Below are 13,749 nucleotides of genomic sequence, written 5' to 3'. Positions count from 1 at the left end.
TAATATTTATCACTGCTATTTTATGTGCAAAGGTATTCAATCCTTACCAAAACAAGGAAAGAATGAAAGGGATTTTTTTGTTGGAGATGATTTTGTCAACTCAAGTGTTCATTGAGGCGTTGCAGAATAAAGAATGGGAAAAAACTTACTCTTGAAAGAAAGAGCCCACGCCGTTTTTTCTCATCTATTGCTTCCACACTGCCTTTGAAGCAATTTTCCGTTGTTGTAGAGATGCACTCAAGTCCCCCTTTTCATTATCAGTGATTTACGTTTTGTTTTGTAGATATTGCCATCATTATTCTCTCTTTCTGTCATTCTGGTTATTTTCTCATTGTAGAGAGTACGTTTTTTTAAATGTTGTTTATCAGAATTTTATATTCCTTTGTTGTAGATGCCGTTTTCTTGCATTTTCTTTTGTCTGCCCCTAACTTTGCAACATCGAATCCGAGGAAAGCGGACGGACGGAACCGTTGAGGCCTCGCGGTGAAAAAAATCTGTTCCTCGGATGAGATAAGAGAAACCAATACATTATTATTAATAAACTTAAACTTTAAAATTATGGCTTTTTACAAGAAATTTTACTCGAAACTGACCGGTTTATGGTATCCGAAAGCGGTTACGACCGGTGCTCCCGTCTCTACTGACAAGATTGCGGACAAACTTTCCTTACTTTCTACCGTTACGCGCGGTGATACGTATGCCGTGATAAAGAATCTGGGAAATGTGATGGCCGACTATATGGCCCAAGGACGCACCGTGAAACTGGAAGGGGTGGGAACTTTCTATTACACGGTGGCTGCGAATAAGAAAGGAGTGGCCAAACCGGAGAATGTGAACGCGTCGCAGATTGTGGGAGTTCGCGTGCGTTTCATCCCCGAAGTAAGGCGCAATAGCAACAAGCAGGTTGTCACCCGCTCCATGGTAGATACTGTTATCGGTTGGACGGATATAGAGAAGCTGACTTCCCAAAAAGAAACTTCCGGTTCGTCCGAATCTTCCGGTTCTACCGGTCCCAATCTCCCTGTAAACCTTGTTCCCGGCGGCGAAGGAGACCAAAACAGCAATCCTTTGGGGTAATTGCGGAGTAGCTGAAACGCACTGTTGCTCCGGCGGCTATCCAGACCGACGAAGAGTTGCCGGAGCACCCTTATGATTTTTCAGGCGCGGCTTATGCGAATTTCACGGATTTCGTCAATGAACAGCCGTGCCGATGCGTGAAGTCCGCGCCTGATATGGTTCATAATGCAAGAGCCTTTTTCATTGCGGTGCATCCTTTCGGGAGTGTTTGGAGATGGAGGATAATCGGGTGGGATGAAGTACGACAGATGACTTTTTGTTTCATTGGAAATTGTTTGTTTTTCAATCAAATAAGAGATGTTGTCTACTTTTCTGCACAAAAACGCTTGTGGTGTGCGATATTGTTGTACCTTTGCGGCCGAAAACAATTAAAAAAGATTTAGATGAGAAAATTTTTATTGATCGGCATTGCGATGCTGATAGTTTCAATTCCAACTTTTGCGGGTGGCTTTCTGACTAACACCAATCAACACCCGGCTTTTCTTCGTATGTTATCTCGCGGTGCCACTACCGAAATAGACGGTGCTTACTACAACCCGGCCGGTCTGGCTTTCTTGCCGAAAGACGGCTTTCATGCTGCTTTGAGTATTCAGAGCGCTTTCCAAACGAGAAATATTGATGCCGCCTTCCATACATACAACGGTTTTGACGGGACGAAACCCATTGTTTCGGAGAAGCCTTTCAGTAAGTATTATGAAGGAAAGGCTGCCGCACCGGTTATCCCCAGTCTGTTTGCAGCCTATAAGAAAGGTAGCTGGACCATTTCCGGTTTCTTTGCCGTCACCGGTGGCGGGGGCAAGGCTTCGTTCGACGACGGCCTGCCCATGTTCGAATCGATGGTTATGGCCGGAATCTTTCAATCTGCTCTGAAAAGAGGGCAAGTAGTGACTCCGAATATGTACACCATCAATGGAGGCATGGATGGCAAGCAATATATCTACTCCTTGCAGTTGGGCTTGACTTACAAGGTGAACGAATGGCTCTCTGCATTTGCCGGCGGACGTATGAACTATTTCTTCGGCGGTTACAAAGGATTTGTGGATGCCAATCTGAAGAAAGAGTATGGCGGTGCCGCCCTGATGAACTTGGCTTTGGACTGCGATCAGACCGGATGGGGCCTGACACCGGTTATCGGTGCGAATGCCCGGTTGGGTAAGTTGAACATCGGTGCGAAGTATGAGTTCTTGACTAACCTGAACATCGAGAACAACACGAAAGAGCTGAAAGCGCCGGAGGGTGCGTTGGATGCCTACAAGCACGGCGTGAATACTCCGAACGACATTCCTTCCATGCTATCAGTTGCTGCGGCTTATGAGTTTCTGCCGGTGCTGCGCGCCTCTGTGGAGTATCACTTCTATAACGACAAGAAAGCAGGTATGGCGGGAGATAAACAAAAGTTCCTGACAAAGGGTACGAACGAGTATCTGGCCGGTATCGAATGGGATGTAACTAAGAGGTTGACTTTGAGCTGCGGCGGTCAGATAACGGATTATGGATTGTCTGACAACTATCAGAGCGATACCAGCTTCTCTTGCGATTCGTATTCTTTGGGTTTCGGTGCGAAATTCAAATTGAACGAAAGAGCGAAAGTGAATATCGGTTATATGTGGACTAACTATGAGGATTATAAAAAGACTTCCGCGAATTATAATGGAACCGGACTAAGCGGTACGAACGTGTATAGCCGTACGAATAAAGTCTTCGGCCTCAGTCTGGATTATAGCTTCTAAAACCGAAACTTCGGCATCAGCCATACAATGGATGTTTTGAAACTCAGATAGCTTGCATGGTTATCTGAGTTTTTTCTTGCTTTTAAAAATAGAAATCTTCCGTTGCTCTCTTCTATACGATAGAGAAATTTGTCTGTTTGGAAAAAACATTCTATCTTTGCGCCCGATTAAAAAAGTATGATGCCGCGAATAGCGGTCGTGTATTCTAGAACACCACGTAAAAAACAGGAGTATGAAGCAAAAAGTATCTGTACCTTTTATGCTGCTGGGCATTTTGTTCAATGTCTGTCTGATTGCAGCCAATCTTCTTGAAACTAAAGTCATTCAGGTTTGCGGTATCACCGTGACGGCCGGACTGTTAGTATTTCCGATTTCTTATATTATCAACGACTGTATTGCCGAGGTCTGGGGATTTCGCAAAGCGCGTCTGATTATCTGGAGTGGTTTTGCCATGAATTTTTTTGTGGTAATGCTGGGCCTGTTGGCGGTTGCTTTGCCTGCCGCTCCTTTTTGGGAAGGCGAGGTGCACTTCAATTTCGTCTTCGGCATGGCTCCGCGCATTGTAATAGCCAGTCTGTCGGCTTTTCTGGTAGGCTCTTTTCTGAATGCATATGTCATGAGCCGTATGAAGTTGGCAAGCAACGGGCGAAACTTCTCCGCACGCGCCGTCTGGTCGACGGTGGTAGGTGAGACGGGCGACTCGTTAATCTTTTTCCCCGTAGCCTTCGGCGGAATTATCGCGTGGAACGAGTTGCTGCTGATGATGTGCATCCAGATTGTGCTCAAGTCCATGTACGAAGTAGTGATACTCCCGGTGACCATCCGTGTGGTGAATGCCATCAAGCGGATAGACGGAAGCGACGTCTATGATGAAGGAATCTCTTACAAAGTGTGGAAAATCAGCGATATTTAGAATCTGTGCTGCATTTATTTCTTAGCCTCTTCTGCGTTTGTTTTCTGCTTTTTTCTCCATTTTATTCGTCACATGGTTCGCGAGGCAGAGGTGGAGTTTGAAGCAATGGATGAGCATTATTGACGTGCTATAATGGCATTCAAGGAGACGGCTACGGCTGTTGCCCGACGTGTAAGCTGAGGAATGGAGGGGGGAAGAAGCATCTGGCAGGCAATGACTTAAACGAACTTTAGGAATCTCTTAATAAGAAATGATATGACCGAATTGAAAGAACAACTCTCTTTATTGGGAAGGAAAACCGAATACAGGCAAGACTATGCCCCCGAGGTGCTGGAGGCTTTTGACAACAGACATCAGGACAATGATTATTGGGTGCGTTTCAATTGTCCGGAGTTTACCAGCTTATGCCCTATCACCGGTCAGCCGGATTTTGCGGAAATCCGTATATCTTATATCCCTGATGTCAGGATGGTGGAAAGTAAAAGCCTGAAGCTCTATCTTTTCAGTTTCCGCAATCATGGAGCTTTTCATGAAGACTGTGTAAACATCATCATGAAAGATTTGATTCGGTTGATGAATCCCAAGTATATCGAAGTGACCGGTATCTTTACACCGCGTGGCGGCATTTCCATCTACCCTTATGCCAATTACGGCCGTCCCGGCACGAAGTACGAGCAGATGGCGGGGCATCGTCTGATGAATCGGGAATGATGTTTCCTTTCGATGGTATTTCTTATATATACCGATTGCATTTCCTATATATAATAAGGTATAGGAAAATAAAAATAGCGCCTTTTCCCAAAGACGCTATTCCCTCTTTATGACTTATTCACTACAAAGAGTTATTTTATTCTTTTGTAGCCATAAACAGCAAGGTTGCCCAGCTCTTCTTCGATGCGCAGCAATTGGTTATACTTTGCCATGCGGTCCGAACGGCTCAAAGAGCCCGTTTTGATTTGTCCGCTATTGGTGGCAACGGCAATGTCTGCAATGGTAGCATCTTCTGTTTCGCCGGAACGGTGCGAGGTTACGGTTGTATAACCATGACGGTGTGCCATCTCGATGGCATCCAGCGTTTCGCTGAGCGACCCGATTTGATTGACTTTGATAAGAATGGAATTGGCGCATCCTGTGGCAATGCCCTTTTCAAGGAATTCCACATTTGTCACGAACAAGTCGTCACCAACCAATTGGCAACGGTTGCCGATGCGTTCGGTCAGCTTTCTCCAGCCTTCCCAGTCGTTTTCGCTCATACCGTCCTCAATGGAGTCAATCGGGTATTTATTAATCAAATCTTCCAAGTATGCTATTTGTTCGTCGGCTGTACGTTTTTTGCCTTTCTCGCCTTCAAATATCGTATAGTCGTAGATACCGTTCTTGAAAAACTCGGATGAAGCACAGTCCATGCCGATTTTTACATCCTTGCCCGGCTCGTAGCCTGCTGCTTTGATGGCGCTCATAATGGAGTCCAGCGCATCTTCCGTGCCTGCCAGTGCCGGAGCAAAACCTCCTTCATCGCCGACAGCCGTGCTGAGACCACGGTCGTGTAGAACTTTCTTCAAGGCATGGAATACTTCGGCTCCCATACGCAACCCTTCGCGGAAAGAAGTGGCGCCTACGGGGCGAATCATGAATTCCTGAAAGGCGATAGGCGCATCGCTGTGAGAGCCTCCGTTGATGATGTTCATCATCGGGACGGGCATTACATAGGTGTTTACGCCGCCGATGTATCTGTATAGGGGGATGTCGAGATAGGCAGCCGCCGCTTTGGCCACAGCCAACGAAACGCCCAGAATGGCGTTGGCTCCCAATTTCGACTTGGTGGGTGTGCCGTCCAGCTCCAGCATCTTATGGTCGATGGCGCGTTGTTCCAATGCCGACCGGCCTGCCAAGGCGGGAGCAATTATTTTATTGACATTTTCTACCGCTTTCAACGTTCCTTTGCCGCCATAACGTTTTTTGTCACCGTCGCGCAGCTCCAAAGCCTCGTGCTCGCCGGTTGAAGCGCCGGATGGCACAGCCGCGCGTCCCATGACGCCGCATTCCAGAATTACGTCCACTTCTACTGTGGGATTGCCGCGTGAATCAAGAATCTCACGGGCTACAATCTTTTCAATTTTCATACTTAATATTCATTTAGTTAGTTTAAAGAGTAATGTTCCAGATGTATTGATAAACTTGCTTCGTCTTCTGTCGTTGTAAAGTCCACCAACCTTTTCAATTCGGCCAATTCCTCAGGATGAAGAGCACAGTAAAAACCTTGTATGGGCATTCGCAGAAAGATTTTACGGGCATTTCTCATATCCCGGTTCAGGTTTTTATAATATTCGCCGTCGATAGAGCATATATACCGGCGGAAATGCCGGAACTCATCGTCGGTAAATCTGAAAAACAAATTCCCGAACTCCAGATGATAAGCATTGCACTTGGCGCAAAAAGATACAAAACCGTTGGCAGTCTGTTTCAATAAATTGTCCATAGTCTTTGTTTGAATTGTTGCAAAGGTCGTGCTATTTACGATATTTGTCAATACCTATAAATTGCGGTATTGGGGTGGGGCGAAGCAAGAATTAGGTAGCGGCCGATGATCTGTTTGGTTCTACCGGCTCGAATCTTCGAAGCCGATTCGCTGAAGGAAACTAAAATAAATTTAACCGGAATTCTAAGACTCAGAACTCCGGTTAAATTTGAAACATATTCTCAAAAACAGTTTCTAAAGTAACATCAGCTCGAGATAAGAAAAGTGTACTAAAAGTTGGTAATCTCACTTATTTATAGTTGAATACCAATAACTGTGTAAAAAAAATCCTTTATCCCTGTCATTTGTAAAGATATTCTGTAAGGATTATAATGCCATCATCTTCGTTTTACCATCTTCGTATCATCTTCGTATCAAGTTCGTATCATGTTCGTGTGGAGTTGCTCGCTATAGACACGAAGAAAAGACGAAGATGATAAGAGTGAGTATCAACTTTTTTCAAAGGAAGGAGAGGCCTTTATCGGGTGATGTCTTTTTCCGGAAATAAAAAGAAAGAGTTTCCTCTTGTCAGGGCTGACAGCTTATAACCTGCTACCAAAGAAGCCGTCTATGAATATTGACATTATTGACAAAAGCAGATTTATTGCATAAGATTTATATCGAGTTCGCGTTAAAATATTAAGATGTAATCTTTATTACACTTTTTTTATTTATAATAATGTATTTTCGCCAAAAATATATTGTCGTATGGCGAAACTATCTATCATAAGCAGACTGTTTCCTTCTTATAAATGGAAAGTGACGGCACTTATTGTATGCGGTATTCTTGTTGGCGGGGGCGGATTGTTTATGTATCTTCTCCGGGCTCACACTTATCTGGGCAATGACCCTGCCGCGTGTGTCAACTGCCACATCATGGCTCCTTTTTACGCAACGTGGTTTCACAGTTCCCATAGCCGGAACGCTACGTGCAATGACTGTCATGTTCCTCATGAAAATCCGGTGAAGAAATGGGTGTTTAAAGGCATGGACGGTATGAATCATGTCCGTGTTTTTCTCCTCAAGGGCGAACGGCAGAGCATTCAGGCACATGCGGCTAGTTCGCAGGTCATCATGAATAATTGTATTCGTTGCCATACGCAACTCACTAATGAGTTCGTCGGTGCAGGGAAAGTGGACTACATGATGACACTCGTGGGAGAGGGCAAAGCCTGCTGGGATTGCCATCGAGACGTGCCTCACGGTGGGAAGAACAGCCTTTCGGCCACGCCTGCCGCATTGGTTCCTTATCCGGAATCACCCGTGCCGGAATGGCTTCAGAAATTAATGAACAGATAATAACAACAAATCTTCATATCTTATGGAAAAGAAACTCAAATCATGGCAAGGATGGCTGTTGTTCGGTGGTTCAATGGTTATTGTGTTTGTGTTGGGACTGTGTGTATCGGCTTTGATGGAACGGAGAGCCGAATTGGCGAGTGTGTTCAATAATCGCCGAACAGTTATCGAAGGAATTGAAGCACGCAACGAGGTTTTTAAGGATGATTTTCCGCGCGAATACCAGACGTGGACTGAAACCGCCAAAACAGATTTCCGGACTGAGTTCAACGGGAATATCGCAGTGGATGTGCTGGAGCAACGACCGGAAATGGTGATACTGTGGGCGGGATATGCTTTCTCTAAGGATTATTCCACTCCGCGCGGGCACATGCATGCCATTGAAGATGTTACGATGACGCTACGCACCGGCTCACCTGTAACGGCAACCGATGGCCCGCAACCTTCTACCTGCTGGACTTGCAAGAGTCCGGATGTCCCGCGTATGATGGAAGCCATCGGGGTAGATGCTTTTTATAATAATAAATGGGGGGCTTTTGGTGAGGAAATAGTAAACCCTATCGGGTGTGCCGATTGTCATGAACCGAAAAACATGAACTTGCACATCAGCCGTCCGGCATTGATAGAGGCTTTTGAACGTCAGGGCAAAGATATAACGAAAGCCACGCCGCAGGAAATGCGTTCATTGGTATGCGCCCAGTGCCATGTGGAATATTACTTCAAGGGCGATGGGAAATATCTGACTTTTCCTTGGGACAAAGGTTTTAACATAGAGGATATGGAAGCCTATTATGATGAGTCCGGCTATTGTGACTATATTCATCAATTGAGCCGCACTCCGATATTAAAGGCACAACATCCTGATTTTGAGATTTCCCAAATGGGCATTCATGGACAACGTGGTGTTTCGTGCGCCGACTGCCACATGCCTTATAAAAGTGAAGGTGGTGTGAAGTTCAGCGACCATCACATACAAAGCCCGCTGGCAATGATCAACCGTACTTGCCAGACTTGTCATCGCGAAACTGAAGAAGTATTGCGTCAAAACGTATATGAACGCCAACGCAAAGCCAATGAAATCCGTAACCGTTTGGAACACGAATTGGCAAAGGCGCATATCGAAGCCAAATTTGCATGGGACAAGGGTGCTACAGATGGCCAGATGAAAGATGTTTTAGCGCTGATTCGTCAGGCACAATGGCGTTGGGACTTTGCTGTGGCTTCTCATGGTGCTGCTTTCCATGCACCGCAGGAAACTCAACGTATCTTGTCTCATGGTTTGGATAGGGCTATGCAGGCACGTTTGGCCATTTCCAAAGTCTTGGCAAAGAATGGTTTCACCGGTGATGTGCCTATGCCGGACATTTCTACCAAAGATAAAGCACAGAAGTATATCGGGCTGGATATGGATGCCGAAAAAGCCGCAAAAGATAAATTCTTGAAGACAACTGTTCCTGCCTGGTTGGAGAAAGCAAAGGCTAATAATCGTTTAGCGCAAAAATAAAAGTGTTTTATGTGGAAGAAACCGTGGGGGTATAAAGAAGGCTTTATTTGTGGTGCAGGCTTGTGTGTCACCGGTTTGTTGTTGCAGTGGACCATAGGGGGTGTTTGTTGGCAATTGTTTGCTTGGCCGGTTAACTTTATTGTCTTGATATTATATCTGTGTTTGCTGGCTGTTATGCATGCGCTTCGCAAACGGGTGTATTGTTTTGGCTGGCTCAGCCACTATACGGCTGCGGTTTCTTCTCTTATATGCGTAGCGGTTATCACCGTCGTTATGGGATTGGTGCGGCAAGTGCCGTCCACTCAGCCGCCGGCAGAACTCATCGGTTTCTCAAAGATGCTCTCTTTCTGGCCGTTCGTGTTATTCTATGTGTGGTTGCTTTCCACTTTGGGATTGACTATACTTCGCGTGAGTTCTCCTTTTGAAATGCGGAAGATTCCTTTCCTGCTCAATCATGTCGGTCTGTTCATCGCTTTGCTGGCTGCTACTTTGGGTAACGCTGATATGCAGAGACTGAAGATGATTACCCGGTTGGGACAGACCGAATGGCGTGCAACGGATGAGAACGGCAAACTGATAGAGTTGCCGCTTGCCATTGAATTGAAGAATTTCACGATACATGAGTATCCTCCGAAGCTGATGTTGATTGACAACGAGACGGGACAGGCACTTCCGAAAGATGATATCCCGGAACATCTACTATTGGAGGGTGGGGTGGACAAAGGCAAACTGCAGGATTGGGAAATCGTTGTTCTTCAGTCTATTCCGATGGCAGCTTCTGTTGCAACAGAAGATACACTGAAATTTTCGGAGTTTCATTCAATGGGGGCCACTTATGCCGTTTATCTGAAAGCAAAGAATGTAAAAGATGGACGGTTATGCGAAGGGTGGGTGAGTTGCGGAAGTTTCATGTTTCCTTACAAAGCATTACGCTTGACCGAGCAAGTCAGTCTTGTGATGCCTGAACGTGAGCCGCAGCGGTTTGTCTCGGATGTGACGGTTTATACGCGGGAAGGCAGTGTGATAGAAGATACGATTGAGGTGAACCATCCCTTAAAGATAGCCGGATGGAACATCTATCAGTTGAGCTATGATGAGACGAAGGGGCGTTGGAGCGATGTCAGTGTGTTCGAGCTTGTGCGCGATCCTTGGCTTCCGGTAGTCTATATCGGCATTGTCATGATGATGATAGGAGCTGTATGCCTGTTTGTAAATGCTCCAAAAGGAAAAGAAAAGAAGGTCGATAATAAAGTGAATCCGGAAGAGATGTTTGAAAAAGAGGAAGTATCTGTCCAGACCGAAAGGATATTATGGAGCAGAGAAGAAAAGGAGGAGTGCGTATGAGTTGGAATAGTTTTGCTCCGTTTGCTGTTTCCGCCTTGCTGCTTTGGGGGCTGGGGGCTTGGTCTGCATGGCGCGGTAAGCGGCCGGGAGTTGTGTATGTTTCCACTTTCTTGGGTTTGGGTGTATTCTTCAGTTTTATCGTGGCTATGTGGATTTCGTTGGAACGTCCTCCCATGCGCACGATGGGCGAGACCCGTTTGTGGTATTCGTTTTTCCTTCCGTTGGTGGGGATAATTGTTTATAGTCGCTGGAAGTATAGGTGGATTCTCTGTTTTAGTTTTATTCTTTCATTGGTGTTTATTTGCATCAATATCTTCAACCCCGAGATTCACAATAAGACGTTGATGCCTGCTTTGCAGAGTCCGTGGTTCACGCCGCATGTCATAGTCTATATGTTTGCCTATGCTATGCTGGGTGCTGCTGCACTTATGGCGGTCTATCTGCTTGGATTTAAGAAGAAAGAGATTGATGGCCGTGAGATGGATTTGTGTGATAATCTGGCGTATGTGGGACTTGCCTTCATGACGTTGGGCATGTTGTCCGGGGCAATCTGGGCAAAGGCGGCTTGGGGGCATTATTGGGCTTGGGACCCAAAAGAAACATGGGCTGCCGCCACATGGTTTTCTTATTTGGGATACCTGCATTATCGTCTGGGCAGACCTTTGGCATACCGCAAGGCATTGGTGGGGTTGCTTCTCTCTTTCTTATTGTTGCAGATGTGTTGGTATGGAATCAATTATCTGCCTTCGGCGCAGGGTGTGAGTGTGCATACCTATAATCTGAACTGAAAGAATGTTGGCGACGGCATTACCCGACATATCCCTTTAAAGCAGCTTCATTCAGTACCTCGATACTTTTTCCAGTCATTTGGATGATTCTTTCTTTAGTCATCTTATTGATTTCTTTTGATAGTGCCGGACGGGTCACGTTGAGGTATTCGGCCAGTTCAGATTGTGTATGGGCAATGGGGATGATTCTGCTACAGTTTCCCTTGTTTTCAAAGAGGTAAACTACAAATCTTTCGCGGACGGTCTTGCGAGAAAGGATTTTTAAGCGCGAAACGGTGCAGACGTTGCAATTGCCGGTTATACAAAGGAAATTGTGCAGTACTTTGGGATTCTGACTTATCAGATTGAAAGTGGATTCTTTGGTCGCTGTGAATAAGGTACAATGCTCCATGGCTGTGAAAGTTGCCGGTAATGTAGTGTCGGTTCCGAAAAGATGAGGCGTGGCAAAAGCGCGAGGAGCGATGATGTTTTCTATCATTACTTTGTTGCCCAATCCGTCGATGATGTCTACACGCAGTTTGCCTTCCAGTAATATATAAAGTTTCTTGCAAGGAACTCCTTGATGGGCTATGACGTCTTTCTTTTCTACGGAATAGACGGAGTAGTCCAGCTTGTCAAGTATCGACAGTTTGGCATCTTGTTCCAGTTCCCTTAATAAAGGGATTTGGAACAGCAGCTGCTTATGCTTTTCACTTAACAAGATTTTTTCCATAGCATACGTTTCTCTGACAAAGGTATAAATAATATGCAGATGCAAAGGCCTTTTCAATCGTATTTTTAAGAGCCCCTTTGCAAAATAAGCGTGAAGGGAAGTTTGGAGAGGTGTGACTCTCACATATTGGTAATGCTTCTCACTTGTGCCTCCGTGCCGCGAAACGGACCGTGGGATTGCAATTTCAATGTACACATGGCTGCTGCAAAACAACCTGCTTCCTGATAAGAGGCTCCTTTGTTTCGCATGTACAGGTAGCCCACCATATAGGTATCTCCGCATCCGGTAGCATCTACAACTTGTAGCGTAGGGTAAGCCGGGATGTCATAGAATTGTCCGCTTGCATAAATCAGTGAGCCTTTGTCGCCCAGTGTGAGTAGTACCTCTTTTACGCCCCAATCGGCAATCAGCAAGGCGGCTTCGTGAGGGTCGGTACATCCGGTAAGTACTTCCATTTCTGCTTCATTGGCTTTCAAGGTATAGATATATTTCAATGCTTCCTTTTTCTCCGGCCAATCCACCGGCAATACTTGCTCGTTATCTACTTTACGCAGAAAGCCTTGCACGTCTGCGGAAAGGAGACTTTTTCCTGACAGAAATTTGATGACCTCTAATGAAAAATCATCGGCCAGCAGGGTGCCAAGGTGAATGGTTTTCGCACTAATGTCTTTCAATGCTTCCACTGTGAATGGGTCGGCTTTTGCCGTAACGCGTTGTGTGCGCTCATTCTGGTTTTCGCCATATATATTTTCAAAGCAGACGGAATGGTTGCTGTGTAAAGCTTTCACCTCGATGCCTTCTTTCTTTATTTCCTCCACGACATGCATATCGGCATCAGCCAAGGCAGTCACAAGCAGAAAGCCTTCTGCGCTCAAATGCTTGATGCCATGGGCGAAATAGAAAGAGGTGCCTCCCGGCATATATATAGTACTTTGAGGAGTCACCACTTTATCTTGGGTGATATATCCGATGCAACATAGATTGTGCCGTATGTTCATTATCGACTTTTATTTCTTATTATTCTGATACTCTAAATTTTGCGGCGAAGATACTTCTTTGTGCTCAATGGGAAATAAGTATCGGGAGAATAGACCAATTTTGTCGTGGAATATACGATAAATAGTTGTTCTCATGATTTTTCAGGAATGGATAGAAGAGAGGTTGATGTTTGTTTCCTCTCAGCTAATCTCTCCTGAAGTGCGGGCTTATGCTCTCTAAAGTGCGGGGATGTTCCTCTTTAGGTGTGGGCTTACGTTTCTTTAGGTGTGGGCATAGACTTGCTAAAGTGTGGGTTTAAGTTTACTCTGATGTGAGTTTACATTTACTTATGTGCTTCTCCATTATTGGGAGATCGGACATAAAAAAAGAAGTCTTTAATTGTTTTTGTAATTAAAGACTTCTGATATAATTGCGGTGCGTACGGGATATGAACCAACCCATATCAACAACCTTATTTCCAACTGTTTAATGAATGGCATTTGTCTATTGTAACCAAAATGAAACCATAAGCTGCTTATCTTCGGACGATGTTCAGATGACATCTTTTATCCCTGATCACAAATGCAAAGGTATTACTTTTTTGAACCTAAGCCAAACTTTATGTGAAATAAATAATTGGAAAAATTTTTGGTTACATTTTTAGTGCAAGTGCAAGCTCCCCTTATATATAGGGAGCTTGCACTTGCACTAACGGAACCTGTATCTGTATTATCCTGATTTTAGTTGACTATTAGTCATTAAATCTACGTAAGCCAATTTTATCGGATAATATAATCCTCTCTTTTCTTTCTTCCTTTTTGTGTCATTATTCAAACCTCTAAAATATAATCATAGCAAATAATGAGGTTCTCCTGCATATGTATTG

At 45.0% G+C, this 13,749-nt stretch carries 11 protein-coding genes and 2 pseudogenes; 9 read left to right on the top strand and 4 right to left on the bottom strand.

What is annotated here, in order from left to right; all coding sequences use genetic code 11:
- Positions 1–558: 558 nt before the first annotated feature.
- The 5 genes and pseudogenes from C3V43_RS12320 (at position 559) to queF (ending at position 4,431) form a co-directional block, all read left to right on the top strand.
- The gene (locus C3V43_RS12320) at positions 559–1,077 is read left to right on the top strand and encodes an HU family DNA-binding protein (RefSeq protein WP_106070045.1); all 519 of its coding nucleotides are present in this window, start codon (positions 559–561) and stop codon (positions 1,075–1,077) included.
- A gap of 383 nt (positions 1,078–1,460) precedes the next feature.
- Positions 1,461–2,807, top strand: a complete 1,347-nt coding sequence (locus C3V43_RS12310; RefSeq protein WP_106070044.1) for an OmpP1/FadL family transporter — start codon at positions 1,461–1,463, stop codon at positions 2,805–2,807.
- A 232-nt stretch (positions 2,808–3,039) separates the two neighbouring features.
- A complete protein-coding gene (locus C3V43_RS12305) occupies positions 3,040–3,720 on the top strand; it encodes a queuosine precursor transporter (protein ID WP_106070043.1) in 681 nt (226 codons plus the stop codon).
- 119 nt (positions 3,721–3,839) lie between these two features.
- A pseudogene (locus C3V43_RS14970) lies at positions 3,840–3,953 on the top strand (7-cyano-7-deazaguanine synthase QueC); the annotation flags it as partial.
- A gap of 22 nt (positions 3,954–3,975) precedes the next feature.
- Complete coding sequence (gene queF / locus C3V43_RS12295; RefSeq protein ID WP_106070042.1) at positions 3,976–4,431, top strand: preQ(1) synthase; 456 nt, start codon at positions 3,976–3,978, stop codon at positions 4,429–4,431.
- A 131-nt stretch (positions 4,432–4,562) separates the two neighbouring features.
- Here the strand turns inward: queF and eno are convergent, their stop codons facing one another.
- Together eno and C3V43_RS12285 are read right to left on the bottom strand one after the other, a co-directional pair.
- Positions 4,563–5,843, bottom strand: a complete 1,281-nt coding sequence (gene eno, locus C3V43_RS12290; RefSeq protein ID WP_106070041.1) for a phosphopyruvate hydratase — start codon at positions 5,841–5,843, stop codon at positions 4,563–4,565.
- Between the two features lie 17 nt (positions 5,844–5,860).
- Positions 5,861–6,199, bottom strand: coding sequence for a DUF6686 family protein (locus C3V43_RS12285; RefSeq protein WP_106070040.1), 339 nt, complete (start codon positions 6,197–6,199; stop codon positions 5,861–5,863).
- A gap of 747 nt (positions 6,200–6,946) precedes the next feature.
- Between C3V43_RS12285 and nrfH the strand changes: the two genes are divergently transcribed.
- The 4 genes and pseudogenes from nrfH (at position 6,947) to ccsA (ending at position 11,173) form a co-directional block, all read left to right on the top strand.
- Complete coding sequence (gene nrfH, locus C3V43_RS12280; protein WP_106070039.1) at positions 6,947–7,537, top strand: cytochrome c nitrite reductase small subunit; 591 nt, start codon at positions 6,947–6,949, stop codon at positions 7,535–7,537.
- Between the two features lie 22 nt (positions 7,538–7,559).
- Complete coding sequence (gene nrfA / locus C3V43_RS12275) at positions 7,560–9,041, top strand: ammonia-forming cytochrome c nitrite reductase (protein WP_106070038.1); 1,482 nt, start codon at positions 7,560–7,562, stop codon at positions 9,039–9,041.
- 9 nt (positions 9,042–9,050) lie between these two features.
- Positions 9,051–10,277 (top strand): annotated as a pseudogene (locus C3V43_RS12270) (cytochrome c biogenesis protein ResB); the annotation flags it as partial.
- Positions 10,278–10,381: 104 nt separating this feature from the next.
- Entirely contained in the window at positions 10,382–11,173 is a 792-nt protein-coding gene (ccsA, locus tag C3V43_RS12265; protein WP_106070036.1) for a cytochrome c biogenesis protein CcsA, read from the top strand.
- A 19-nt stretch (positions 11,174–11,192) separates the two neighbouring features.
- On the opposite strand, the gene C3V43_RS12260 is transcribed toward ccsA, so the two are convergent.
- Both C3V43_RS12260 and C3V43_RS12255 read right to left on the bottom strand, forming a co-directional pair.
- Positions 11,193–11,885, bottom strand: coding sequence for a Crp/Fnr family transcriptional regulator (locus tag C3V43_RS12260; protein WP_106070035.1), 693 nt, complete (start codon positions 11,883–11,885; stop codon positions 11,193–11,195).
- A 119-nt stretch (positions 11,886–12,004) separates the two neighbouring features.
- Complete coding sequence (locus C3V43_RS12255) at positions 12,005–12,883, bottom strand: PfkB family carbohydrate kinase (RefSeq protein WP_106070034.1); 879 nt, start codon at positions 12,881–12,883, stop codon at positions 12,005–12,007.
- Between the last annotated feature and the right edge of the window lie 866 nt (positions 12,884–13,749).

Origin of the sequence: Prevotella heparinolytica (assembly GCF_002998535.1) — a bacterium.
Classification (GTDB): domain Bacteria; phylum Bacteroidota; class Bacteroidia; order Bacteroidales; family Bacteroidaceae; genus Bacteroides; species Bacteroides heparinolyticus.
This window is presented reverse-complemented; position numbering and strand designations above follow the sequence as displayed.

Coding starts and splice junctions, on each gene's coding strand:
- C3V43_RS12320 (WP_106070045.1), top strand. CDS start 559: ATGGCTTTTTACAAGAAATTTTACTCGAAACTGACCGGTTTATGGTAT.
- C3V43_RS12310 (WP_106070044.1), top strand. CDS start 1,461: ATGAGAAAATTTTTATTGATCGGCATTGCGATGCTGATAGTTTCAATT.
- C3V43_RS12305 (WP_106070043.1), top strand. CDS start 3,040: ATGAAGCAAAAAGTATCTGTACCTTTTATGCTGCTGGGCATTTTGTTC.
- queF (WP_106070042.1), top strand. CDS start 3,976: ATGACCGAATTGAAAGAACAACTCTCTTTATTGGGAAGGAAAACCGAA.
- eno (WP_106070041.1), bottom strand. CDS start 5,843: ATGAAAATTGAAAAGATTGTAGCCCGTGAGATTCTTGATTCACGCGGC.
- C3V43_RS12285 (WP_106070040.1), bottom strand. CDS start 6,199: ATGGACAATTTATTGAAACAGACTGCCAACGGTTTTGTATCTTTTTGC.
- nrfH (WP_106070039.1), top strand. CDS start 6,947: ATGGCGAAACTATCTATCATAAGCAGACTGTTTCCTTCTTATAAATGG.
- nrfA (WP_106070038.1), top strand. CDS start 7,560: ATGGAAAAGAAACTCAAATCATGGCAAGGATGGCTGTTGTTCGGTGGT.
- ccsA (WP_106070036.1), top strand. CDS start 10,382: ATGAGTTGGAATAGTTTTGCTCCGTTTGCTGTTTCCGCCTTGCTGCTT.
- C3V43_RS12260 (WP_106070035.1), bottom strand. CDS start 11,885: ATGGAAAAAATCTTGTTAAGTGAAAAGCATAAGCAGCTGCTGTTCCAA.
- C3V43_RS12255 (WP_106070034.1), bottom strand. CDS start 12,883: ATGAACATACGGCACAATCTATGTTGCATCGGATATATCACCCAAGAT.